Genomic DNA, 21,888 nt, shown 5'->3' on the forward strand with positions numbered 1-21,888 from the left:
ACTCTGGAAGGCGTGGAAAATACGCAGAGCACCCGGACCGCCATCATCGGTGCCGGCCCCAGGGGCACCAGCGTCCTGGAGCGCCTGCTCGCCCACGCCAGCCACCGGGCCGAACGGGAAGGCGGGGCTGCCGTCCGGCTCCACATCGACGTCGTCGACCCCTACCCCGCAGGGCCGGGGCATGTCTGGCAGCCGGGGCAGTCGCGGCTGTTCCTGATGAACACCCAGTCCTTCTACCCCACGCTGATTCCCGAGGATCCCGGGTTGCCCGCCGCCGTCGCCGGGACCACTTTCGACCGCTGGCGCGAACGGCAACGGCAGGAACCGCTCCCGTCCCTCACTGCGGATGAGCGCGCCGAACTGGCAGTGCTCGGGTCCAACGACTTCCCCAGCCGAGCGATTTACGGCAGGTACCTTCGCTCCACGCTGGCTGACCTGCTCGCCGAGGCGCCCGACGGCGTCACCATCGAATTCCACGAAACGTCCGCCCTGTCGGTGCACCCGCTGGGAGACGGAACGTTCGACGTCGGCCTGGCCACCGGCGCGGCGATCCGCGCAGATTCGGTGGTGCTGGCCCTCGGGCACATCCCGTCCAGGCTCAACCCCGAACAGCGCGAGCTGCAGGCCTCCGCGGAGCAGCTGGGCCTGCGGTACCTGCCGCCGGCCGTTCCGGCGGACGTGGACTGGGCAGTAATTCCGTCCGGTGAACCGGTCCTGGTGCGCGGCATGGGGTTGAACTTCTTCGACACGATGGTCCAGCTGACCGAGGGCCGTGGCGGCAAATTCACTGCCGGCGGCCCGGCCGGGCGGCTGGAGTATGAGCCCTCCGGCCAGGAACCGTTCATCATCGCCGCCTCCCGCCGGGGGACCCCTTACCGGGCCAAAGCGGCGCTGGAAGGCTATTACGCCTCCTCGGTCACCCTCCGTTACCTTACGGAAGCGGCGCTGGACCGGTTCGAGGCTGCCGGTATCCGCCCGGGGTTCGACCACGACCTCTGGCCCCTCCTGCACCGCGACACCCTCTGGGCCTACTACTCAACGCTGGTACGCGCACAGCCCGGCGCGGTCCCGGACAGTGCAGCGTTCCTGGCGGCCCTTGAGGAAGCCCTGCACCCGCACGCGCACAGCGCCGCCAACTGGGAAGACGCCGTGGACAGCGTACTGGCCATCCACGTGGGGCCGCGGCACCGGCTGGACCTTCAGGGGCTCGCCGCGCCCCTGGCGGGACGCACTTTCGCGTCGCGCGCCGAGCAGGACGCCGCCGTCGTCGAGTTCCTCCTCGACGACGCCCGCCGCTCCGCGCTCGGCGAGGATGACCCCGTGAAGATGGCCATCGGTGCCCTGCACCGCGGCCGCGCCGTCCTAAAGACGGCAGTGGCCGACGGCGGCATCACCGACGAATCCTGGGTGGCCGGCCTGCGTGGCTGGTTCGAGTCGTTTGTAGAAGGGCTGGCCAGCGGGCCGCCTGCGTTGCGCTCGGAGCAGCTGGCAGCGCTGGCGCGGGCCGGCGTCGTCAGCTTTGTGGGTCCGGATCCGAAATTCGGCGTGGACCGCAAAGCCGGAACCTTCACCGCGTCCTCACCTTGGGTTGATGGCCCGCCCGCCGCCGCCCGGACCATGGTGGAGGCACTCGCGCCCGGCAACCGGGTCTCGGCCAATGACTCTCCGCTCCTGCAACAGCTGCTCAAGGACGGGCTGGTCAGGTCCAGGCACATGATGACCGCCGAGGGGGCGCCGGTGCAGTCCACCGGCCTGGACGTGGAACCGCACCCGTACCGGCCGCTCGCCGCCAATGGGTCAGTCACCAGGGGGATGTACGTGCTGGGCCTGCAGCTTTCGTCAGCCCAGTGGGGAACCGCCATCGCCGCGGAGGCGCACCAGCCGGGCACCCCGGCCTACCGCAGCGGCCAGCGCACCCTCCGGGACGCAGACGAAATCGCACAGGCCATCCTGGGCCGCTGACCCCGAAACCCGCGCTCTGTTGTGGCGGTTATGCCGCCAACGCGCGCTCTGTTGTGGCGGTTATCCCGCCATTCCGCGCTCATCCGCTTCCTCCGTCTCCGGCCGTTGGGGAGGCCTGCCCGGGTAGAGAGGTGCACGGGGAACGCCGTGCCACGTAACAGGGCTTCTTTCCCGGTAGAAATATTCGATACGGATTCCTCCCGCCGGTCTGCTCCGCGGCGGCATGACTTGACGTGCCCGCAGTCGGGCACCCGGACGGGACCGCAAAAAGCGCCGGGACTGCCCGCCGTCGGCCAACTGTGCGTCCGGCTGGCCGGTCCCCATGACCACTTGTGACGCCCTCAGCGGATCTTTCCTTACGGACTATGAACGCCCGCAGTCCGAATGTGACACGGGGTTTCGCCAGTGTCCTCCGTGCTGCCCGGCAAGACTCCGGATAACCCTGCGTGGCCGCACATTTCTTGGGATTTCCTGCGGAGAACCTGCCTCTTCTGCATCCCAGTGAGCTCTGCTCTAGTGGTTGCCACACGCAAACCCAACCACCTGAACTGAGCCAAACACCCCGCAGCGAAAGGCAAGGACCACCCATGACCACCGTTACCGAAACAAAGCTCGAATTCGCCAAGCTCGGCTCCCGCATCGGCGCCGAAATCCGCGGCCTGGACCTCAGCGGAGACCTCAGCCCGGACACCGTTGCACAGATCCGCGAGGCCCTCAACGTCCACAAGGCGCTGGTCTTCCGCGAAGCGAATGTACTGACGGATGAGGACCAGGTCAGGTTCGCCAGCCGCTTCGGACCGCTCACCAACGCCCACCCCACCGTCGCCTCCGTGGAAGGCAAACCCGCCGTACTGCCGGTGGACAGCGAGAACGGCAGCGCCAACAACTGGCACACGGACGTCACTTTCGTGGTCAACCCGCCGCAGGCCTCCACCCTGCGCAGCATCACCCTTCCCGCCTACGGGGGAGAGACCCTCATCGCATCCTCCGCCGGCGCCTACCAGGACCTGCCGGACGAACTGCGCAACTTCGCCGACACCCTCTGGGCCATCCACACCAACGACTATGACTACTCGCGGCCGAAGAACCTCGAACATGCCAACGCGGAGGAGCGGCGCAAAGAATTCACCAGGATCGTCTTCGAAACAGCCCACCCCGTGGTGCGGGTGCACCCGCTGACGGGCGAGCGCGGCCTGTTCATCGGCGGGTTCGCCCAGCGGCTGCGGATCGTGGGGCTGTCCAACACCGAATCCAAGGACATCCTCCGGATCCTCCAGGCGTACATCACCCGCCCCGAGAACGTGGTGCGGGTGAACTGGGAACCCAACCAGCTGGTCCTGTTCGACAACCGCATCACCCAGCACTACGCGCCGGACAACTACGACCACCAGCCGCGCAAGCTGAACCGGGTGACCATTGCCGGTGACGTGCCGGTGGGCGTGGACGGGCGCAGCAGCACCTCCATCAAGGGTGACTCGTCCACGTACTCGGAAACCGTCGTCGTGCCTTGAGTTCCTGTCCTGGTATGCAGGCGTACCCCGCAGGGAGACGAGCTCCCGCGCAATGAAAAAGGGTGTCCCTCCCGGCCGCATGGCCGGGAGGGACACCCTTTTGCGTTCTATGACTTACCGGCGCAGTGTCAGCCGCGCAGGCACTGCTGGTACTGGAGCCAGGCGATGCCATAGCGGATCCAGCCCAGGACGTCGTACCACTTGGCCGGCTTGGTGGGTGCCGTGCACGCGGGCGGCAGCGGCGTGGTGGCTGCCACCTGAACCGCTACGGTCACCTTCGTTCCGGACTCCGCCGCGGTGAGCACCAGCGTTGCCGTGCCGGCGGCAGCACCTGCCGGAACAGCAAGGCTGACGGTGGCGGACCCTGCCGATACCGGCACGGTTCCCACCTGGGTGGCCTTGCCGGCCGCATCGGTGAAAACGGCGGCCAGTGCGGTGTTCACCGGGCTGCCCAGCGAGGTCAGGTCCAGCTTGGAGACCGCCAGGTTGACCGTTTCGCCGGGCTTGACCGTGGCCGCGGTGGTGTTGGTGACGGCCACTGAACGCCGGGCAAAGTCCGGGGACACCGGGCTGCTCTTCTGCAGGTAGCCGATCCACGCGTCCCGGTCCACGAGCCCGGAGTCCCGCGTATTGGCTCCCTGGGTGAAGACCCGGAAGTTGTCGCCGCCGGTGGCCAGGAAGCTGAACGTGCCCACCCGGTAGGACTTGGCAGGATCCAGCACTTCACCGTTGACCCGGACCGACGTAATTCTGTCACCGGCAGCGCGGGCGGCATCGTAGGTGTAGTTAACGTTCTTTGACAGGCCCAGCTGCAGGTAGGCGCGGCTGGGAACCGTGCCGTCCGCGTTGGTCTGCCATTGCTGTTCCAGCAGGGTCTTGAACTGCGCTCCGGTCAGGGAAGTGGTCCAGAGGTTGTTCACGAACGGCAGCACGGCGTTCGCTTCGGCGTAGGTGATGGTTCCGTCCGGAGCGTAGTACAGCTCGTTGCGGAGGCCGCCGGGGTTCACGACGCCGATCTCGGCCCCGCCCAGTTCGGCCGGCTTGAGCGAATCGAGCAGTGAGTCGGCCACCAGGTTGCCCAGGGTGGACTCGCTGCCGCGGTCGTCGCGCTTCGCGGTGCCGGTGGCGTCGGTGCTGAAGGCGGTGGTGATGTCCTTGGTGACCGAGCCGACGGGCTGGTTGCCCACCTCGGCTGCGGCCGCCAGGGCCTTCTGCACGATGCCGTCCACCGCTGCCACGCGCGGGTAGGCAGCGATCAGGTCTGCTGCCGCGTCCGTGGTCCGTTTGACGTTGCCGGCCTTGTAGCCGGTGACTTCCTTGGTGGCGGTGTCCACCGTCAGCTGGATCTGGCCCACGTTCTCGCCGTAGTTGCCGGTCTGCACGATGGGGCGGGTCTTGCCCTGCTCGCCGGGGACGGGGGCGTCCCAGGCATACTCCTTGTGCGTGTGGCCGGTGAAGATGGCGTCAACGTCTGCGGAGGTTTCGGTGACCAGCTTGGCGAACGGGCCGCCGGCTGCCACTTCCTGCTCCAGCGTGGACCCTTCCACCACACCGGACCCGGCGCCGTCGTGGTTTTCCACGATGATGACGTCGGCGAGGTTGCCTGCCGTGATCTTCGCCGCGGCCCGGTTGATGGCCTCCACAGGGTCACCGAAGTCGAGGTCGGCGATGCCGGCGGGTGTCACCAGGGAGGGTACTTCCTGGGTGACTGTGCCGATGACGGCCACCTTGATGCCGTTCATGTCCAGCACCGTGTACTCCGGCAGGACCGGCTCCGTGGTGCCCTTCCGGTACACGTTCGCGCCGAGGTACGGGAACTTGGCGTTGCTGCCGTCCGCGATGACGCGGTCGCGCAGGTCAGCCCAGCCGCCGTCGAACTCGTGGTTGCCCACTGCCGAGGCCTTCAGTTCAAGGGCGTTCAGCACGTCGATGGTGGGCTGGTCCTTGGCCACAGCGGAGGCAAACAGGGACGCGCCGATGTTGTCGCCGGCGGAGAGGAATGCTGTTGCTCCGGGGGCGGCGGCCGCCCGCAGCTTCTCAATGGTTCCGGCGAACTGGACGGTGTTGGTGTCGATCCGGCCGTGGAAATCGTTGATGCCCAGGAAGTTCAGGTCAACGCTGGCGGGTGCGGACTTCAGGTCCAGGCCCACCACCACGGGGTCGTGGTCGCTGGCGCGGAACTGGTCCGGTGCGTAGTAGTTGGTGACGTTGTTGTTGTAGCGGCTGTATTCCAGGGCCACTGATTCAACGGAGTTGATGTTCCAGATGTCGGCGCCGGTCACCACGCCGTTGGCCGCAGGGGAGGCCAGGATGTGGTCCAGGGATCCCACCAGGCCGCCGAAGAGGTACGAGTGCTTGGCCGATCCGTCGGCGTTCTTTGCCTTGTCGTCCTGGTTGACGTAGCCGGCGGCCGTCAGGACGTTGATGGGGTCTTCCTTGCCGTAGGAATTGAAGTCACCGATCAGGAAGACCTTGTCGGTGCCCTTCGACTGTTGCAGCGAGGTGGCGAAGTCCAGCAGGGACTTGGCCTGGGCGGTGCGGGCGAGGTTGGAGTTGCCCTGGCCCTTGTCGGTGTCGTCAGGTGTTGCGGCGGAGCCCTTGGACTTGAAGTGGTTGGCGATGGCGATGAACTCGGTGCCTGCGCCGCCGCCCACGGGCTTGAAGACCTGGGCCAGCGGCTTGCGGGCGCTGGCGAAGGCGGTGGTGTCGTTGTGGATGACGGACTCGCCGACGGGTTCTGCGACGGCCTTCTTGTAGATGAATGCGGTGCGGATCATGTCCTCGTCGGCCAGCGGGGGTGCGTTCGCGGGTGAGCGGACGTAGTCCCAGATGCCGGGCGTGGGGATGTTCAGCGACTCGACCAGCTTGGCGAGGGCGTCATCCCGGTCCTTGCCGAACTGCGCCGAGTTTTCGATCTCCATGAGCGTGACCACGTCGGCGCCGGTTTTGGTGATGGCAGCGACGATCTTGTTCTGCTGCCGCTGGAAGTTCTCCGCGTTGGCGGCACCGCGCGCGTCGCAGCCGCCGCGGACGGTGATCGGGTTGCCGGCGCGGTCTCCGTAATAGGTGCAGCCCGTGAGGGTGTCCCCGGTGGTGGGGAAGTAGTTCAGCACGTTGAACGAGGCGATCTTGACGTTGCCGCCCACTGCTGCGGGGGCTTCGGTGCGGGTGGCTCCGAACGTGGCCGGCTGGACCGCTGCCTTGTTGGCGTCGGTCAGGTGGGTCAACGGCTGCAGCTTCCAGGTGTCGTTCGCGTACCCGAGCACCACGTTGGTGGTGAACGTGGCGGGGGAGCCGACGCGGACCGGGTCCGTGGTGGTGAGGTAGGGCAGCACCTCGGCCTTGGTGGCGGCGTCCTTGAGGAAGTTGGTGCTGGCGCCGTCGTCGAGCTTGATGCCGCGGGCGGCGTTGTCAGCCACGGCCGCGTTGTATTCGGCCGAGCCATACGGCGCGACGGCGGTGGGCTGCACCAGAGGAGTGGTACCTCCGGCCAGCCCGATCTCGCCGTACTGGTTCAGGCTGTAGTTGTCCGTCACCGTCAGGGGCCCCTCCGGCGCCAGGAGCATGCCTTCCAGCGACTCGCGGAAGGCCTCCGTGGCGGGCAGGGTGAAGATGGTGGGCTTCACCTCGGGCGCCGCCTCCGTGAGCTGGGTGAGCCCGGCTGCCGCGGTGACGTTGACCTGGGTCATGCCGTAGTACTCGGTCACGGTACCGGTCACCTGGACATAGTCGCCCGCCTTGACCGATCCCACCGTGGCGGGCGAGTAAACGAAGATGCCGTCGGAGGCGGCGTGGTTGGTGCCCGCCAGGTCGCCGCCGGTGCCGGGTGTCTGGATGTAGTAGCCGTTGAGGCCGCCGGTGGGAAACGCAGCGGTGACCTTGCCCTTGGTGGTCACGGTGGTGCCAACAAGCGGGCTGGCGGTGCCGGTACCCTGGATCTCGGCGATGGTCTTGGCCACGGGATCAGGCGAGGGCGTGGGCGTCGGATCAGGGTTGGGCGCAGTCCCGCCGGAGGCTGTCGGTGTGATGGTGGAGCTGAGGCTGAAATCGGCAGCGTTGTTGTTGCTGTCCGTCCCGTTGGCCCGGTTGATGCTCTTGGCGTCGCCGTTGCTTGCCGGGCCGGGAGCTACTTGGGTCTCGAACGTGTTGGACGCCCCGTAGCCCAGGAGGTCGGCCACGCCGGCAGATTCCACTACGGAACCTGTGGGAAGGACGGCGGCGGTGGGCTGCTTGGCGAGCACGATGGTCCCCGTGGTCCCGCTGGGGCTAAGGGACGTCACCAAGTCGGGCTGGGGGAGGTCCGCACCGTTGGCCCCGTTGCTGGCGCCCTGGATCAGGTAGTGGCCCTTGGCCGGGATGGAACCGGACAGAGCCGCGAGTCCGGAGGGCGAACCCGTGCTGGTGGCTGCGCGGTACTGGACCGACCAGCCGTCCAGGGACACGGGGGCGTCCGAGGTGTTGTAGAGCTCCACGAACTTGTTCTTGTACGCGGCGCCGCTGCTTCCGCCGTTGACGTAGGCCTCGTTGATGACAACGGGCGATGTGCCTGCCGCGGCTGAGACCTGCGCGGCCGTGCTGTCCGCTGCCGCAGGCAGGGCCGTCAACGGGGCTGCGATGAGCCCCGCCGACAACGCTGTGCCCAGCGCTAATTTCCAAGGTGTTTGATGCATCCGCTCTTACTTTCATGAGATTGTCCCCGGTGGGGGACCCATTGGAGTATGTCCGGGTTGTACCGATCGGACTGGGGCCGGACCCTGCTCCTGGTCAAGTGGTTGTCCGGCACATCCCAACAGCACTGAATGAACGCAAAGTGGCCATTGCGTGCATTCGGCGGAGCGATCCCCAGCGGAGCGGCCCGCCCACCATTCCGGAGCGACCGTGGCCCCGTACCGGTGATGCCGTTGCGGTGGCCGGCACCTGATACCTGGATGTGCCGGCCATCACAAACAATACCGGCCGGTAGCAAGAAGCCCCGGCCGGTATCAGTCTGGTGTGATGAGTGCGGCTTCCGTTCGGCGCCGCCGGAGTTGGGTCTGCTAGCCGCCCTGCGGTGCCTGGCTGGAGATGATTTTGAAGGTGGCGCCGGTGGGGTCGGCGAGCAAGGCCACGCGGCCGAAGCTGCTGTCCTCCGGGCCGTCCAGCACGGTGGCGCCCATGGCGGTGGCCTGGGCGATGCTGGCGTCCGTGTCCGCCACGGCAAAGTAGACCTGCCAGTGCGAGGGGACCTCGGCCGGCAGGTATCCGGAAGCGTCCAGGATCCCGGCCTGGGCGGACATGCCCGACCCCAGGGTGGTGTAGCGGAATTCCGGCGAGTCACTCATGACCTCGGTGTCCCAGCCGAAGACCTCCTGGTAGAACCGCACGGCAGCGTCGTAGTCCTTGGCGTGCAGTTCATGCCAGGCGGCGGAACCGGGCTCGGCCACCAGCTCGTAGCCCTTCATCTCCCGGGGCTGCCAGGCGCCGATGGAGGCGCCGGACGCATCCCCGAAGATTGCCATGAAGCCCTGCTCCGGAACATCCATGGGAGGCATGTAGACCTGGCCGCCGTGGCTGCTGACGGCTTCGGCGGTGGCCGCGGCGTCCTCGCTCCGCAGGTAGGTGGACCAGACGTCTGGCATGGCCGCCATGCCGGCATCCTTCTGCATGATCCCGGCAACTGTCTTGCCGTTCTTCCTGGCGGTGGTGTAGCCGCCGTACTTCTCCTGGTCGCCCTGTTCGAATTCCCATCCGAAGAGCTCTCCATAGAACGAGCGGGCGGCGGCAACATCGGAGGTCACGAGGTCGATCCAGCAGGGGGCGCCGGGGGTGGGTATGGGGCTCGGCATAAGGGTCTCCTGTCGCGGGGGTGCGGACGGCTTGGCGGAAGCGTGTGCGGAAGTGGGTGAAGCCGGTCACCCTGACCCTATGTGCAGGCACTGACAGCGATCAATAGGCCTGAGCGCAGGAGGCCGCCAACGCATCCAGGCAGGGTCAACGGAAGAAGTCCGGACTTAAAACGAAGGACCCCCGCCAGCCGGTTTTGCCGGCGGGCGGGGGTCCTGATCGCGGAAGGTAAGAGATTCGAACTCTTGGTACGGGGTTACCGCACACTGGTTTTCAAGACCAGCTCCTTCGGCCGCTCGGACAACCTTCCTCAACGAGTAGTGTTTCATAGGCACTTGCCTGCAACAAAACAGGCCCGCAGTGCATACCCGGTGCACACTGGTTGGACCGGTATTGAGTCAGGAACAGGGAGTGGTCCATGAAAGCCGTCTACATTTCGGAACCGGGAGGACCGGAAGTACTCGAGGTACGCGAGGTCGAGGCCCCGGTGCCCGGTCCCGGCGAGGTGCTGATCGACGTCGTGGCCGCCGGCCTGAACCGTGCTGACGTGCAGCAGCGCCGCGGGTTCTACCCGCCGCCGCCCGGCGCATCGGAGATCCCCGGACTCGAAGTTTCCGGCCGCATCGCAGGGTTTGGTACGGGTGTGACCAAGCCGTTCTCGCTGGGCGACAAAGTGGTGGCGCTGCTCGCCGGCGGCGGTTACGCGCAGCAGGTTGCCGTCCCCGCGGAGCAGGTCCTGCGGCTGCCCGACGGTGTTGACCTGGTCACGGCAGCATCTCTTCCGGAGGTGGCTGCCACGGTGTACTCGAACCTGGTCATGACGGCCCAGCTGCAGGCCGGGGAAACCGTCCTCATCCATGGCGCCACCGGCGGGATCGGCACCATGGCCATCCAGCTGGCCAAGGCCTACGGCGCGAAGGTGGCCACCACGGCCGGCACCGATGAGAAGGTCAGCACCGCCAAGGCCTTCCTGGGTGCGGACATCGCCATCAACTACGCGGAAGAGGACTTTCCGGAAAGCCTCCGCCGGCAAAACGGCGGCAAGGGTGCCGACGTGATCCTCGATGTGGTGGGCGCCAAGTACCTGAAGCAAAACGTCGAGGCGCTCGCCGAATACGGGCGCCTGGTGGTCATTGGCCTGCAGGGCGGCACGAAGGGTGAACTGGACCTTGGCGAACTGCTCAGGAAGCGGGCCGCGGTGGTGGCCACCGCCCTTCGCCCCAGGCCGGTAGCCGAAAAGGGCGCCATCCTGAACGAGGTCAGGGACCACGTCTGGCCGATGGTGGCGGACGGCAGGATCCAGCCTCTGGTGGCCAAGACGTTCCCCCTGGACCAGGTCAGCGCAGCGCACGAATACTTCGACAGCGGCGACCATGTGGGCAAGGTCCTGCTGGTGATGTGACCGCCGGATAGATACCGAGTATTGCTTGATCTACATCCACGGGCTAGGCTCAGCTATACGCGGTATGCACAGGTCTTGGGGGCCTGTGCATACCGGTTAGTGACTAAGCGCGGGGGAGCACCATGTCCATACGCCACAGCCTCCTCGCCCTGCTGCAGGACCAGCCGCGCTACGGCTACCAGCTGCGGGTCGAGTTCGAAAACCGCACGGGAGCCACCTGGCCCCTGAACATCGGGCAGGTCTACACCACCCTGGACCGGCTGGAACGCGACGGCCTGGTGGCCAGGGAAGGCGACGACGGCGGCGGCCATGTGGTCTACAGCATCACCGCCGACGGCGCCGCGGAAGTGCAGGGCTGGTTCGCCGCCCCCGTGGAGCGGAACAACCCGCCCAGGAATGAACTCGCCATCAAGCTGGCGCTCGCCGTCACCCTTCCCGGCGTGGACGTCCAGGCCATCATCCAGGCCCAGCGGGTGGCCTCCATCCGGGCACTGCAGGACTACACCAAGGCCCGCCGCGACACCGCCGCCAACCAGCGCACCGCAGACACCGCCTGGCTTCTGGTGCTCGATTCCCTGATCTTCCAGACCGAGGCCGAGGTCCGCTGGCTGGATCTCTGCGAAGCCAGGATGGTCCAGCAGGCACAATCGGCCGGCCAGGGTGCCTCGCGCAAAACGTCCAACGGGGTCACGGAAGACGCCGCCCCGCTCAACGCGGACAACCGGCGGTGAGCGTCCGCGGGCCGCAGCAGGTCCTTGAACTGGCCAGGGTGAGCAGGACGTTCGGGGAAGGCGCGACGGCGGTCGCCGCGTTGAGGGACGTGGACCTCACCGTCGCAGCGGGCGAGTTCGTAGCCGTCATGGGCCCGTCCGGCTCGGGAAAATCCTCCCTGCTGGCGCTGGCCGGGGGACTGGACCGGCCGACGTCGGGCGGTGTCTTCGTGGAGTCGACGCCGCTTGCCGGACTCGGCCTGAACGAGCTTGCCAGGCTGCGCCGGCGTGCGGTGGGTTACGTGTTCCAGGACTTCAACCTGGTTCCCACACTGACCGCGGCCGAAAACGTGGCCCTTCCGCTGGAACTTGACGGGACAGCCGCCAGGAAAGCGCGCCGGCAGGCGCTGGACGCCCTCCGCCAGGTGGGCATCCCGGAACTTGCGGACCGTTTCATGGACCAGATGTCCGGCGGCCAGCAGCAGCGCGTCGCCATTGCGCGGGCCATCGTGGGCCAGCGTCGGCTGATCCTGGCAGACGAACCCACCGGTGCGCTGGACTCCACCACCGGGCATGGCGTCATGGAGGTCCTCCGCTCACGGGCGGACGCCGGTTCCGCCGTCATGCTCGTCACCCATGAAGCGCGGCACGCAGCCTGGGCGGACCGGGTGGTGTTCCTTCGCGACGGCCGGATTGTGGACCAGGCGGCGGCCATGCACGATCCCACCTTCCTCCTGACGCAGGCCGGCCTCTGATGCCCCACCGGCACCCGCCGCTGGAGCTGGCAGCGGCACCTGGTGCGCGCCGCAGCAGCTTCCGCATCGCTGTCCGGATGGCCCGTCGGGACATTGTCCGGCACAGGGGCCGGTCCTTCCTGATCGTCCTGCTGATCATGTTGCCGGTGGCCGGAATGACCGCGGCAGGCACCCTGTACCAGAGTTCGCAGCGGACACCACAGGAAATTGTGCGGTTCGAACTGGGCAACACCCAGGCACGCTTCGTCGCTTTGCCCACGCCCAATGGGGACTCCATCCAGGATCCGATGAATGACGCCTACGTGCGCTCCAGCACCGGAGAGCTGGATCCTGGTTTTGTTCCCACAGACCCGAAGGACCTGCTCCCGCCCGGCTACGGGGTGCTTCCGCTGCGGCAACTGCAGCTGACAACCTCCGTGGGGGAGGCAATGGTCACGCTGAACGGGGTGCAGGTGGACGCGCTCCACGAGGCTTTCGAGGGAAAATTCACCCTCCTGGACGGCCGGGCACCGGCAAACGGTGCAGAGGTTCTGGCCTCACGAGGGCTGCTCGAGCGGTTCGACGTGAAGCTTGGCGAGGAATTTACGACGTCGGCGGGGACCTTCGTCCCCGTGGGCACCGTACGCGACGCGGACGCTTCGGATAACAACAGCACGCTGTACCTGCAGTCCGGGCAGGTACCCGCAGGAATGGTCCCTGGGCCCGCTGCCGCGCAGGCTGTCTCCTACTATGTGACAGGCCCGGAACCGGTGACCTGGCAGCAGGTCAGGGAGGCCAACAGCAAAGGCGTGGGAGTGCTGTCCCGCAGTGTGGTGCTGGATCCGCCGCCGCCGGGTGAACTGACCGTGCCGGGGGCCAGGCCGGCGGGAGTCCCTTCGGAGACGGTAGCCACCTACGCCACCTTCGCAGTGGTGGGCGCCCTTGCCCTGCTGGAAGTCGGACTCCTGGCCGGTGCGGCGTTCGCCGTCGGGGCCAAGCACCAGGTGCGTGAACTCGCCCTTCTTGCGGCGTCCGGAGCCGAAGCACCCACCATCCGTGCAGTGGTCACCGCGAGCGGCCTGTGGCTCGGCGGCGTGGCCGTCACGGCCGGCGCCGCTGCCGGCGTGGCAGCTGCGGCCGGGGTGGTCTGGTGGGTCCGTTCCACCGGTTCCGCCCGCCTGGCGGGCGTCCACCCGGACCCGCTGCTGACCTCCCTTGCCATGCTGATGGGCTTGGCGGCCTGCATCCTTGCCGCCCTGGCGCCGGCCAACCTCGTTGCCCGGCAGGCACTGCTGGGTGCGCTCAAATCCGGACGGGCACCGGCAGCAAGCGGACGGCGGAGCACGATCATCGGGGCGGCTGTGCTGCTGGCGGCCGCCGGGCTGCTTGCCGCAGGCTGGGCCCTGGGCAGCTCTGCCAAAGATCCCGACCAGCGGGCACAGCAGGCCGCCGCAGTCTCCGCGATGCTGGCCGGGGGAGCGGTCCTGGCGGTGGTGGCCCTGGTGCTCCTGACCGGATGGCTGACCGCAGCCCTGACATCCCGCACCCGGGCCATGCCCCTGCCACTGCGCATGGCGGCCCGGGACTCCGCCAGGAACCGGAGCCGGACCGTCCCTGCGGTGGCGGCCGTCCTTGCCGCCGCCACCCTGGCGAGTGCGGCCCTGGTGCTGTCATCCAGCCAGCTGGCAGGGCAACGCCTGTCGCATTCCTGGAGCGCACTGGAGAACCAGGCGTACCTGCCGCTCAGCCTTGGGCAGCCACCGCTGGCGGACGGCACTGCCGCGCCGGCCGTGACCGTCGACCCCCAGCGGCTCTCGGCAGCCGTCTCAGGCGTCCTGGACAGCGTTTCCTGGACCAGGACAGTCACCACCCCCGCGCCGGTGGAAAATTGTGGCTTCGGGGAAGGCTCGGATCCCGGCGCGCCCGTGGCGACTGAAACGTCCAACTGCCTCCTCTACGCCCTTGCCAGGCCAAGCGGCCAGGAATGTCCGGTCACGCCACAACGGCGCGTCGTGGACCCGGACGACTGGCGATGCCGTGGGTCCATGGCCTCGGACCAGGCCTCGGACCGGTCCATCCTGGTGGGCGGCGCGGACGATATCCGTGCCATGTTCGGACGCGAGGCCGGGGCGGACATCACCGCCGCGCTGGACGCCGGGGCCATGGTGGTGACCAACCCAGCCTTTGTCCGCGACGGGAAAGCCGAGCTGCAGGGCCTGGACGTGCGCACCCAGCAGCCATCGCCGTCGGACGGGTCCATCGTCCATGACGCCGTCAGCAGTACCGTCCTGGATGCCGTCATCCTGGAACCTGCGGTGGCGGTGCCGTACTACGGCATCGTCTCGCCGGCCACGGCCGGGCGCCTGGGCCTTGCGCCGGAAACCGCGGGGCTCGCCATCCAGCTCAGCCGGTCCCCAACGGCGGCCGAGGTTGACGCGGTGACCGGTGCGGTGGCGGGCGTCGTTGGCCAGTCAGGCCTGGGATTCTGGGCGGAACCGGGGATCCCCAAAGACCAGGCATGGATGGGCTGGCTGATCGTCGCCATCAGTGCCCTGATCACGTTCAGCGCGGCCGGAGTCACCACCGGGCTTGCCCTTGCCGATGCCCGGACGGACCACGCCACGCTGGCAGGCGTGGGGGCGGCTCCGCGGCTGAGGAAGGCCCTTGCGGCGTCCCAGGCGCTCTTCACCTCAGGTCTGGGCGCTGTGCTGGGGACCGTGGCCGGGACGGTTCCCGCGGTGCTCATCGTCGCTTCCACGGAGATGCGTTCATCGCTCGAAGTACCCTGGCTTCCCCTCGCGGCCATGGTGGTGGCCATCCCGCTGACCGGATCAGCCCTGGCGTGGGCCTTCACCCGGTCTGCGCTGCCGATGACCCGAAGGGCGCCGGGCAGCTGATCCTGTTCCCCGGAGTGCCCTCCGCGGGGCGTGGCCGCAACCGATTCCCATGGCGCGCCTCTTTTGGCATGGGCCAAGGAAGCCTAACGTGGAATTCACAGGCCGCCCGTCCGCCGTCGTTCGTCGCCGATTGCCTGCCGCCTGCCGCATAACCCCGGGCACCCGGCAGAACCGTCGCCGCCCGCACCCCCGGGTTCGGTAGGGTGCCTCAGAGCAGATCCGCACGAATCTCGAGGAGGAGACATGGCCGCAGCGCCAGAGAACAGGTCCGGTTCATCGGGGCGGGAGGGCGCGGTGGATACCGACCCGGCGCTCCCACCCACGGCAGTGGACGAGGCCGTCCGCGAATCCGAAGACAGCAAATGGACCCCGGGAAAGATCGCGCTCTGGGCGGCGATCTCCCTGCTGGGCGGCGTGGCATGGTTCATGCTCGCCATCGTCCGGGGCGAAACCGTCAACGCCATCTGGTTCGTCTTCGCCTCGGTGTGCACCTACCTGATCGGGTACCGGTTCTACTCCAAGGTCATCGAACGGTTCATCACCAAGCCCGATGACCGGCGGGCAACCCCCGCCGAGTACAAGGCCGACGGCAAGGACTACGTCCGGACGGACCGGAACGTCCTGTTCGGGCACCACTTCGCAGCCATCGCCGGTGCCGGTCCACTCGTTGGCCCGGTCATCGCGGCGCAGATGGGCTACTTGCCGGGCACCATCTGGATCATCGTCGGTGTGGTCCTGGCCGGTGCCGTGCAGGACTACCTGGTGATGTTCTTCTCCATGCGCCGCGGCGGGCGTTCGCTTGGACAGATGGCCCGCGAGGAACTTGGCGTTATCGGCGGTACCGCCGCCCTTGTTGCCACCCTGCTGATCATGGTGATCATTGTCGCCATCCTGGCGCTCGTCGTTGTCAATGCCCTGGGCGAAAGCCCTTGGGGCGTCTTCTCCGTCGGCATGACCATCCCCATCGCGCTCTTCATGGGCGTCTACCTGCGCTACCTTCGCCCGGGCAAGGTCATGGAAGTTTCCATCATCGGGTTCGTCCTGCTCATGGCCGCCATCATCGGCGGCGGAATCGTCGCGGAAACTTCCTGGGGTGCCGATATTTTCACCCTGGACAAGGTGACCATCGCGTGGGGCCTCATCGTCTACGGCTTCATCGCCGCCATCCTTCCCGTGTGGCTGCTGCTGGCACCCCGTGACTACCTGTCCACGTTCATGAAGATCGGCGTGATCGTCATGCTCGCACTGGCCATCATCGTGGTCCGCCCGGAGATCAACGTCCCGGCCTTCAGCGAATTCGCCAGCCGGGAGAACGGCCCCGTGTTCCCGGGCGCGCTGTTCCCGTTCCTGTTCGTCACTATCGCCTGCGGCGCGTTGTCCGGATTCCATGCCCTGATTTCCTCCGGGACCACTCCCAAGCTGATTGAGAAGGAGCGGCAGACCCGTTTCATAGGTTACGGCGGCATGCTCATGGAATCCTTCGTCGCCATCATGGCGCTGGTGGCTGCCATCTCGATCGACCGCGGCCTCTACTTCGCTATGAACGCTCCGGCCGCGCTGACCGGCGGAAGCGTGGAAACGGCCGCCACCTGGGTCAACAGCCTGGGCCTGGCCGGCGTCAACATCACCCCCGAGCTGCTCGCTGAGACGGCACGGAATGTGGGCGAACAGAGCGTCGTTTCCCGCACCGGCGGCGCTCCCACCCTGGCCGTCGGCCTGGCCCACATCATGCAGCAGTTCATCGGCGGTACGGCCATGATGTCCTTCTGGTACCACTTCGCCATCATGTTCGAAGCCCTGTTCATCCTGACCGCTGTGGACGCCGGCACGCGCGTGGCCCGGTTCATGCTGCAGGACTCGATCGGCAACTTCGTCCCCAAGTTCAAGGAAGCCTCCTGGCGTCCGGGTGCCTGGCTCTGCACAGCCATCATGGTGGGTGCGTGGGGGGCGGTCCTGCTGATGGGCGTCACCGATCCGCTGGGCGGCATCAACACCCTGTTCCCGCTGTTCGGCATCGCCAACCAGCTGCTGGCCGCTATTGCCCTCTCCGTCTGCCTGGCCATCGTGGCCAAGCGCGGCACCTTCAAGTACCTGTGGATGGTGGCCCTGCCGCTGGCTTTCGCGGCGGTGGTCACCATCACGGCCAGCTACCAGAAGATCTTCTCGCCCACACCCGCGGTGGGGTACTTCGCCAACAACGCCGCATTCAGCAAGGCCCTTGCGGACGGCAAGACGGAATTCGGCACCGCCAAGACAGTTGCCGCCATGGAAGCCGTGGTCCGCAACACCGCCATCCAGGGCTGGCTGTCCGTGATCTTCGTGGTGCTGAGCATCATCGTGATCGCGACGGCGGTGCTCGCCACCGTGAAAGCCTTCCGGAACCGCGGTACGGGCACGGAGAAGGACAACGAGGATCCGGCCTTGCCGTCCCGCGTCTTCGCACCGGCGGGTCTCATCCCCACGGCTGCCGAGCGTGAATTGCTGGCCGAATGGGAGAAGGTCCCGGCCAACCTGCGGTTTGAACGGGCGGGCCACCACTGATGAGCGCGCCACTGGCAGTACTGTCCACCGGGTTCCGTGGCTTCGCACGGTACCTCAGCGGGGTGCTCGGCGCGGATGCGTACGCCAAGTACCTGGAACACCACCGGGCTTCGGGGCACAGCGGGCCCCCGCTGACAGAGCGGGAGTTCTGGCGCGACAGGACCGACCGGCAGGACGCCAACCCGCAGGGCCGCTGCTGCTGATTTAGCCCTCAGCGGACGCCGCGTCAGGCGGGTTCATGGAGTGAAGTTCCTTCGGATCGCTCATGAGAGTATGAACGCATGAGCGATCCGAAAGACACCCCGTCAGCTGAGGACCTCCCCGTCGAAGGCACCACCCTTGACGACAACGAACCCGCAGTGCCGGCGGAAGCCGGAGCGCCGGCCGGTTCGCGGGACGGCCGCAAGCCCAAGGGCAGCAACCTGCAGGACCTGGTGGACGAGCCGGCCAAGGTGATGCGGATCGGCACCATGATCCGCCAGCTCCTGGAAGAAGTGAAGTCCGCCCCGCTGGACGACGCCGCCCGGGAACGGCTGGCCGAGATCCACGCACGCTCCATCAAAGAGCTTGAGGACGGCCTGGCACCCGAGCTCGTGGAGGAACTGGACCGCATCAGCCTCCCCTTCTCCGATGAAAACACCCCTTCCGACGCCGAGCTTCGGATCGCCCAGGCCCAGCTGGTGGGCTGGCTCGAAGGGCTGTTCCACGGAATCCAGACGGCCATCGCGGCCCAGCACGCTGCCCGGGAGCACGCCGCCGCACAGATGCAGCTGCGCCAGCTGCCCCCGGGAACAGTGATCGCCCCCGGTGTGGTGATTGGGGAAAACGGTGAACCTGAGCGCGCCCCCGCGGGTGCAGCCCGGGCGGGTGCACCGGCGAATGCCGGCAAGCGCGATGATCCGGACCACGGTCCCGGACAGTACCTGTAGGTCCCGGTTGGGTTTTTTCAGCGCCGCCAGGCAGGGGCGCAAGGACGACGTTGAACTGGGCAAGGGGTTGTGGCGCCGCGCGCACGACCGCTTCCACCGGGGACTGGACCGCTTCCACCAGGTGCTCGAGGGCGTGGAGGACGACCAGCTGTACGGCGAGCTGGTGGAGGTCGCCAACGAACTCGCCGCCCTGCTGGACCGGGTGCGGGCGGTCTGCGTCGAAGCCCAGCGCCGCTCACCCAGTGACGGCCTGGACATTCCCGCCGCACTGTCCGGCGTGCACCGGGCCCTGTCCAAAGCCGGCAACTCGCTGGCCACCACAGCCGAGGCTGCCGCCATGCTGCGGCTCGCCGTCGGGCCCGTACCGGTGGGCGCAGCTTCCGTGCGCCGGCGCGCAGAAGCCGTCTTCGAGCAGGTTGCCGACGCCGAGCGGCACCTTGCCGGGGAAAGCTCCCAGTCGTAATTTATTCCCGCTGCCAGGGGTGACTTTCCGGGTTAAGCGCCTGGCTGACAGACCGCGAATCAGGCCTTTTCACGGCCCGCCGTTTGGCAGGATGAAGTCATGACTCTTTCACCTACACTCACTTTCAACGACGGAAACACGATCCCCCAGCTCGGCTACGGCGTGTGGCAGGTCGAAGACGGCGTGGCTGAGAAGGTGGTTCGGCAGGCATTCGAAGCTGGCTTCCGCCACATCGACACGGCCAAGATCTACGGCAACGAAGCGGGCGTGGGGCGCGCCATCGCCAGCTCCGGCCTCACCCCCGAGCAGATCTTCATCACCACCAAGCTGTGGAATGCCGACCAGGGCTACGAGTCCACGCTGGCTGCCTTCGAGGAGTCCATGGACCGCCTCGGCCTGGAAACCCTCGACCTGTACCTGATCCACTGGATGCAGCCCAAGCAGGACAAGTACGTCGACACCTGGAAGGCGCTGATCGAGCTTCAGAAGCGCGGCCGGGTCAAGTCCATCGGCGTCTCCAACTTCACCGTCGACGGGCTGCAGCGACTCATCGACGAAACCGGTGTGGTCCCGGCCATCCACCAGATCGAGCTCCACCCGTACTTCAGCCAGCGTGAGCTGCGCGAATTCGGTGCCTCCAAGGGCATCCTGACGCAGGCATGGTCACCGCTGGGCCAGGGCGGCGAACTTCTGGAAGACGCGGCGGTCGCCGCCATCGCCGCCAAGCACCAGGCCACGCCGGCACAGGTTGTCATCGCCTGGCACCTCGCCATCGGCAACGTGGTGATCCCGAAGTCGGTCACCGAATCCCGGATCCGGGAGAACTACGCGGCACTCGACGTCACGCTGGACGCCGAGGACGTCGAGGCCATCAACGCCCTCGACCGGACCGCCAGTGGCGAAGGCAGGATCGGCCCCGACCCGGCAGTCTCCGACTTCGCGTAAGCCAACCTGTTCACGGTGAGCGCTCCGCCTTCGCCGGCGGTCCTGCTCAACTGGGACGTTGAACCCGCATCACCTGGCCGGCCCAGGCGGTGCGGGTTCTTCTGTTGCACGGGCCTTCTTGTGGTGAATAGCCGGCCCGGCCCAAACCTGTGGGGTCAGGCGGCAATGCGGACGGGCTCGACGCTGACAGCATCGATCACTGCCCAGCCGTCCTCACCGGAGCACTGCCGGTCGGCGAATCGCTGCGCCTCCACCATGGTGTCGAAGGACTCGGAGCGTGCACGGCCGCAGTCGGCGTCGAAGTACGTGACGTGAAATTCCTGAACGGTGTTTTCCATAAATCCAGTGTGCAACCGGGGTCTGACATTCCACGGAATCAGCCCCGCGTGTTGCCCTGTGACAGTGGCCCCAGCGCACAACAGGGTGCGTTGTGGCAGCACCGCCCGGCCCCGGAACTCCGGCTAGGCTTTCACCATGGAGGTTAGCGATTCCCCGGACCGGGACAACGCCACCAGGCACATTAATCGTGAACTGGCACGGCGGCGCGGCTGGATGTTGACGGTGGCGGTGGGGTTCGCCCTGCAGATTCTCAGTGTGGTGCTGGGACTCAAGTCCGTGGCGCCGCTGTGCGGCAGCCCGATGATCCCGCACAGCGGGGCAGCTGAACTGTCCGATGCGCAGTTGCACACCACTGGCCTGGCGGCCGAGTGCTACCGGAGCATCGACTCCGCCGCTGTGCCCATTTGGATGCTGATGGGGTTCGGGATCGGCCTGGTCCTGGTGGGCGTGACCATCAGGATTGTCGGTATCCGCCGGTCCCTCGCCGCTGTAACCGCCTGAGGGCATGGCCACCACAAGACTGCAGTTCATAGGGACCTATTGAGCCGGTCGGCTACCCATCGGGTTGGGGCCCATCGGAGTCAGGTTCCGGCCTCGCGACGATCCAGCCGCAGGACCCGTTCCTGGGCCAGGACGGCTGCCCTGGCTGCCTTATCCGCGGCCCTTGCCGCCTGTTTGGCCTTGGCGGAGATGGCAGCAAGGCGCTTCTTCGACTGGTCCAGCTCAGCCTCGGCCGTTTTCAGGCGGGCACGCAAGTGCGCCGTTTCCTCCTGCAGCCCGGCAATGTCCCTGGCCGTCTGCTCCGCCTCCGCCTGAAGGTCCACGGCATGGCCGGCGGCTTCGGACGCTTCTTCTTCGGCCGCCTCCAACGCCGCCCTGGCCCTTTCCAACAGAGGGGGTGACGCCGGCCGTGGCGTCTGGCGGACGGCCTCAAGGCGCGGCCTGGTGGGCCGGGGCTGGGACGCAGCGTCCGGCGTCGTACGTTGCTTCCTTCCTGGCCGTGGCTTTCCGGAATCCGTTGTCCCGGACGTCGGCACCGACGCAAGGGCCGGGGGAGTGGCAGCCGGTGTCGCGGGGAGGGCCCCGGGTGCGGCCACCGTTCCGTCCAGGTCCGCGGCGCTGACGCCGTCCGCGGACAGGGTCTTCAGGAGCCTGCCGCTGCGGACGGCGGCCGCGGCCCCTTCATCGGCAGTCAGGGCACGCAGTGTTTCCTCGACGTCCCCGGCAATAGTGTCGCTGAGTTGCCGGCCTTGACCGCGGACAACAGTGCGGGCCGCGTCGACGGCGGACGCCAGCAGGGTGCGCCGCTCACGCCCCAGGTCGCGAAGGGCCGGGGCATCAAGGGACGCCTGCGCCGCACGCATGCGGGACCCCAGATCCGCGAGTTCGTCGAGGACGTCCGGCCGGTGCAGGACGAGCATGTTCACAGCCCAGGCGCCCACCGACGGTTTAGCAAGTCCGCGAACGGCGGCCCCCAGGCCCTTATCCCGGCCGGCAGCCTCCTTGGCCGCCGCCGTCCGGGCCGCTACGAAGTCGTCCAGGGGACAGGCGTACAGCCCGTTCGCGATCCCGGCCAAGGCCTCTTCATCCATGTCCGCCATCATAGGCGGGCGGGCTGGGACGGGTATGGAG

16 protein-coding genes and 1 tRNA gene are annotated in these 21,888 nt (G+C 67.4%); 12 read left to right on the forward strand and 5 right to left on the reverse strand.

Features of this window, described 5'->3' with window-relative positions; genetic code table 11:
• The first annotated feature begins 12 nt into the window (after positions 1 to 12).
• On the forward strand, positions 13 to 1,962 hold the full coding sequence (locus ACFV4R_RS08030) for an FAD/NAD(P)-binding protein (RefSeq protein WP_377201853.1): 1,950 nt from the start codon (positions 13 to 15) through the stop codon (positions 1,960 to 1,962).
• A gap of 587 nt (positions 1,963 to 2,549) precedes the next feature.
• On the forward strand, positions 2,550 to 3,473 hold the full coding sequence (locus ACFV4R_RS08035) for a TauD/TfdA dioxygenase family protein (RefSeq protein WP_377201854.1): 924 nt from the start codon (positions 2,550 to 2,552) through the stop codon (positions 3,471 to 3,473).
• Between the two features lie 128 nt (positions 3,474 to 3,601).
• Here ACFV4R_RS08035 and ACFV4R_RS08040 read toward each other — a convergent pair whose 3' ends face one another.
• The 3 genes from ACFV4R_RS08040 to ACFV4R_RS08050 all read right to left on the reverse strand — a co-directional run bounded on the left by ACFV4R_RS08040 (position 3,602) and on the right by ACFV4R_RS08050 (position 9,606).
• Positions 3,602 to 8,143 carry an ExeM/NucH family extracellular endonuclease gene (locus ACFV4R_RS08040; RefSeq protein WP_377201855.1) on the reverse strand — a complete coding sequence of 1,514 codons (4,542 nt, stop codon included), beginning with the start codon at positions 8,141 to 8,143 and terminating at the stop codon, positions 3,602 to 3,604.
• Positions 8,144 to 8,509: 366 nt separating this feature from the next.
• Positions 8,510 to 9,298 carry a VOC family protein gene (locus ACFV4R_RS08045; RefSeq protein ID WP_377201856.1) on the reverse strand — a complete coding sequence of 263 codons (789 nt, stop codon included), beginning with the start codon at positions 9,296 to 9,298 and terminating at the stop codon, positions 8,510 to 8,512.
• A gap of 220 nt (positions 9,299 to 9,518) precedes the next feature.
• A tRNA-Ser gene (locus ACFV4R_RS08050) sits at positions 9,519 to 9,606 on the reverse strand.
• Positions 9,607 to 9,714: 108 nt separating this feature from the next.
• Between ACFV4R_RS08050 and ACFV4R_RS08055 the strand changes: the two genes are divergently transcribed.
• The 9 genes from ACFV4R_RS08055 (at position 9,715) to ACFV4R_RS08095 (ending at position 19,917) form a co-directional block, all read left to right on the forward strand.
• Positions 9,715 to 10,698: an NAD(P)H-quinone oxidoreductase gene (locus tag ACFV4R_RS08055; protein ID WP_377201857.1), complete on the forward strand. Its 984-nt coding sequence runs from the start codon at positions 9,715 to 9,717 to the stop codon at positions 10,696 to 10,698.
• A gap of 122 nt (positions 10,699 to 10,820) precedes the next feature.
• Positions 10,821 to 11,429, forward strand: a complete 609-nt coding sequence (locus ACFV4R_RS08060) for a PadR family transcriptional regulator (protein ID WP_377201858.1) — start codon at positions 10,821 to 10,823, stop codon at positions 11,427 to 11,429.
• Positions 11,426 to 12,163 (forward strand): ABC transporter ATP-binding protein, encoded by a 738-nt coding sequence (locus tag ACFV4R_RS08065; RefSeq protein ID WP_377201859.1) that lies wholly within the window; start codon positions 11,426 to 11,428, stop codon positions 12,161 to 12,163. Before ACFV4R_RS08060 ends, ACFV4R_RS08065 begins: the two co-directional genes overlap by 4 nt.
• On the forward strand, positions 12,163 to 15,039 hold the full coding sequence (locus ACFV4R_RS08070; RefSeq protein WP_377201860.1) for a hypothetical protein: 2,877 nt from the start codon (positions 12,163 to 12,165) through the stop codon (positions 15,037 to 15,039). The genes ACFV4R_RS08065 and ACFV4R_RS08070 overlap by 1 nt, the downstream gene beginning before the upstream one ends.
• A 243-nt stretch (positions 15,040 to 15,282) precedes the next feature.
• Entirely contained in the window at positions 15,283 to 17,580 is a 2,298-nt protein-coding gene (locus ACFV4R_RS08075; RefSeq protein WP_377201861.1) for a carbon starvation CstA family protein, read from the forward strand.
• Positions 17,580 to 17,783 (forward strand): YbdD/YjiX family protein, encoded by a 204-nt coding sequence (locus ACFV4R_RS08080; protein ID WP_377201862.1) that lies wholly within the window; start codon positions 17,580 to 17,582, stop codon positions 17,781 to 17,783. Before ACFV4R_RS08075 ends, ACFV4R_RS08080 begins: the two co-directional genes overlap by 1 nt.
• Positions 17,784 to 17,861: 78 nt before the next feature.
• Complete coding sequence (locus tag ACFV4R_RS08085; RefSeq protein ID WP_377201863.1) at positions 17,862 to 18,509, forward strand: bacterial proteasome activator family protein; 648 nt, start codon at positions 17,862 to 17,864, stop codon at positions 18,507 to 18,509.
• 7 nt (positions 18,510 to 18,516) lie between these two features.
• Positions 18,517 to 18,972: a hypothetical protein gene (locus ACFV4R_RS08090; RefSeq protein WP_377201864.1), complete on the forward strand. Its 456-nt coding sequence runs from the start codon at positions 18,517 to 18,519 to the stop codon at positions 18,970 to 18,972.
• Positions 18,973 to 19,071: 99 nt separating this feature from the next.
• The gene (locus ACFV4R_RS08095) at positions 19,072 to 19,917 is read left to right on the forward strand and encodes an aldo/keto reductase (protein WP_091718243.1); all 846 of its coding nucleotides are present in this window, start codon (positions 19,072 to 19,074) and stop codon (positions 19,915 to 19,917) included.
• A 155-nt stretch (positions 19,918 to 20,072) separates the two neighbouring features.
• Here ACFV4R_RS08095 and ACFV4R_RS08100 read toward each other — a convergent pair whose 3' ends face one another.
• Entirely contained in the window at positions 20,073 to 20,255 is a 183-nt protein-coding gene (locus ACFV4R_RS08100) for a hypothetical protein (protein ID WP_056076570.1), read from the reverse strand.
• Positions 20,256 to 20,391: 136 nt separating this feature from the next.
• Between ACFV4R_RS08100 and ACFV4R_RS08105 the strand changes: the two genes are divergently transcribed.
• Positions 20,392 to 20,757, forward strand: a complete 366-nt coding sequence (locus ACFV4R_RS08105; protein WP_377201865.1) for a hypothetical protein — start codon at positions 20,392 to 20,394, stop codon at positions 20,755 to 20,757.
• A gap of 80 nt (positions 20,758 to 20,837) precedes the next feature.
• On the opposite strand, the gene ACFV4R_RS08110 is transcribed toward ACFV4R_RS08105, so the two are convergent.
• On the reverse strand, positions 20,838 to 21,848 hold the full coding sequence (locus tag ACFV4R_RS08110) for a hypothetical protein (protein WP_377201866.1): 1,011 nt from the start codon (positions 21,846 to 21,848) through the stop codon (positions 20,838 to 20,840).
• Positions 21,849 to 21,888 lie beyond the last annotated feature (40 nt).

Origin of the sequence: Pseudarthrobacter sp. NPDC059871, from assembly GCF_042731175.1 — a bacterium.
GTDB lineage: Bacteria > Actinomycetota > Actinomycetes > Actinomycetales > Micrococcaceae > Arthrobacter.

Coding starts and splice junctions, on each gene's coding strand:
- ACFV4R_RS08035 (WP_377201854.1), top strand. CDS start 2,550: ATGACCACCGTTACCGAAACAAAGCTCGAATTCGCCAAGCTCGGCTCC.
- ACFV4R_RS08100 (WP_056076570.1), bottom strand. CDS start 20,255: ATGGAAAACACCGTTCAGGAATTTCACGTCACGTACTTCGACGCCGAC.
- ACFV4R_RS08055 (WP_377201857.1), top strand. CDS start 9,715: ATGAAAGCCGTCTACATTTCGGAACCGGGAGGACCGGAAGTACTCGAG.
- ACFV4R_RS08085 (WP_377201863.1), top strand. CDS start 17,862: ATGAGCGATCCGAAAGACACCCCGTCAGCTGAGGACCTCCCCGTCGAA.
- ACFV4R_RS08105 (WP_377201865.1), top strand. CDS start 20,392: ATGGAGGTTAGCGATTCCCCGGACCGGGACAACGCCACCAGGCACATT.
- ACFV4R_RS08045 (WP_377201856.1), bottom strand. CDS start 9,298: ATGCCGAGCCCCATACCCACCCCCGGCGCCCCCTGCTGGATCGACCTC.
- ACFV4R_RS08040 (WP_377201855.1), bottom strand. CDS start 8,143: ATGCATCAAACACCTTGGAAATTAGCGCTGGGCACAGCGTTGTCGGCG.
- ACFV4R_RS08095 (WP_091718243.1), top strand. CDS start 19,072: ATGACTCTTTCACCTACACTCACTTTCAACGACGGAAACACGATCCCC.
- ACFV4R_RS08070 (WP_377201860.1), top strand. CDS start 12,163: ATGCCCCACCGGCACCCGCCGCTGGAGCTGGCAGCGGCACCTGGTGCG.
- ACFV4R_RS08110 (WP_377201866.1), bottom strand. CDS start 21,848: ATGGATGAAGAGGCCTTGGCCGGGATCGCGAACGGGCTGTACGCCTGT.
- ACFV4R_RS08075 (WP_377201861.1), top strand. CDS start 15,283: ATGGCCGCAGCGCCAGAGAACAGGTCCGGTTCATCGGGGCGGGAGGGC.
- ACFV4R_RS08080 (WP_377201862.1), top strand. CDS start 17,580: ATGAGCGCGCCACTGGCAGTACTGTCCACCGGGTTCCGTGGCTTCGCA.
- ACFV4R_RS08060 (WP_377201858.1), top strand. CDS start 10,821: ATGTCCATACGCCACAGCCTCCTCGCCCTGCTGCAGGACCAGCCGCGC.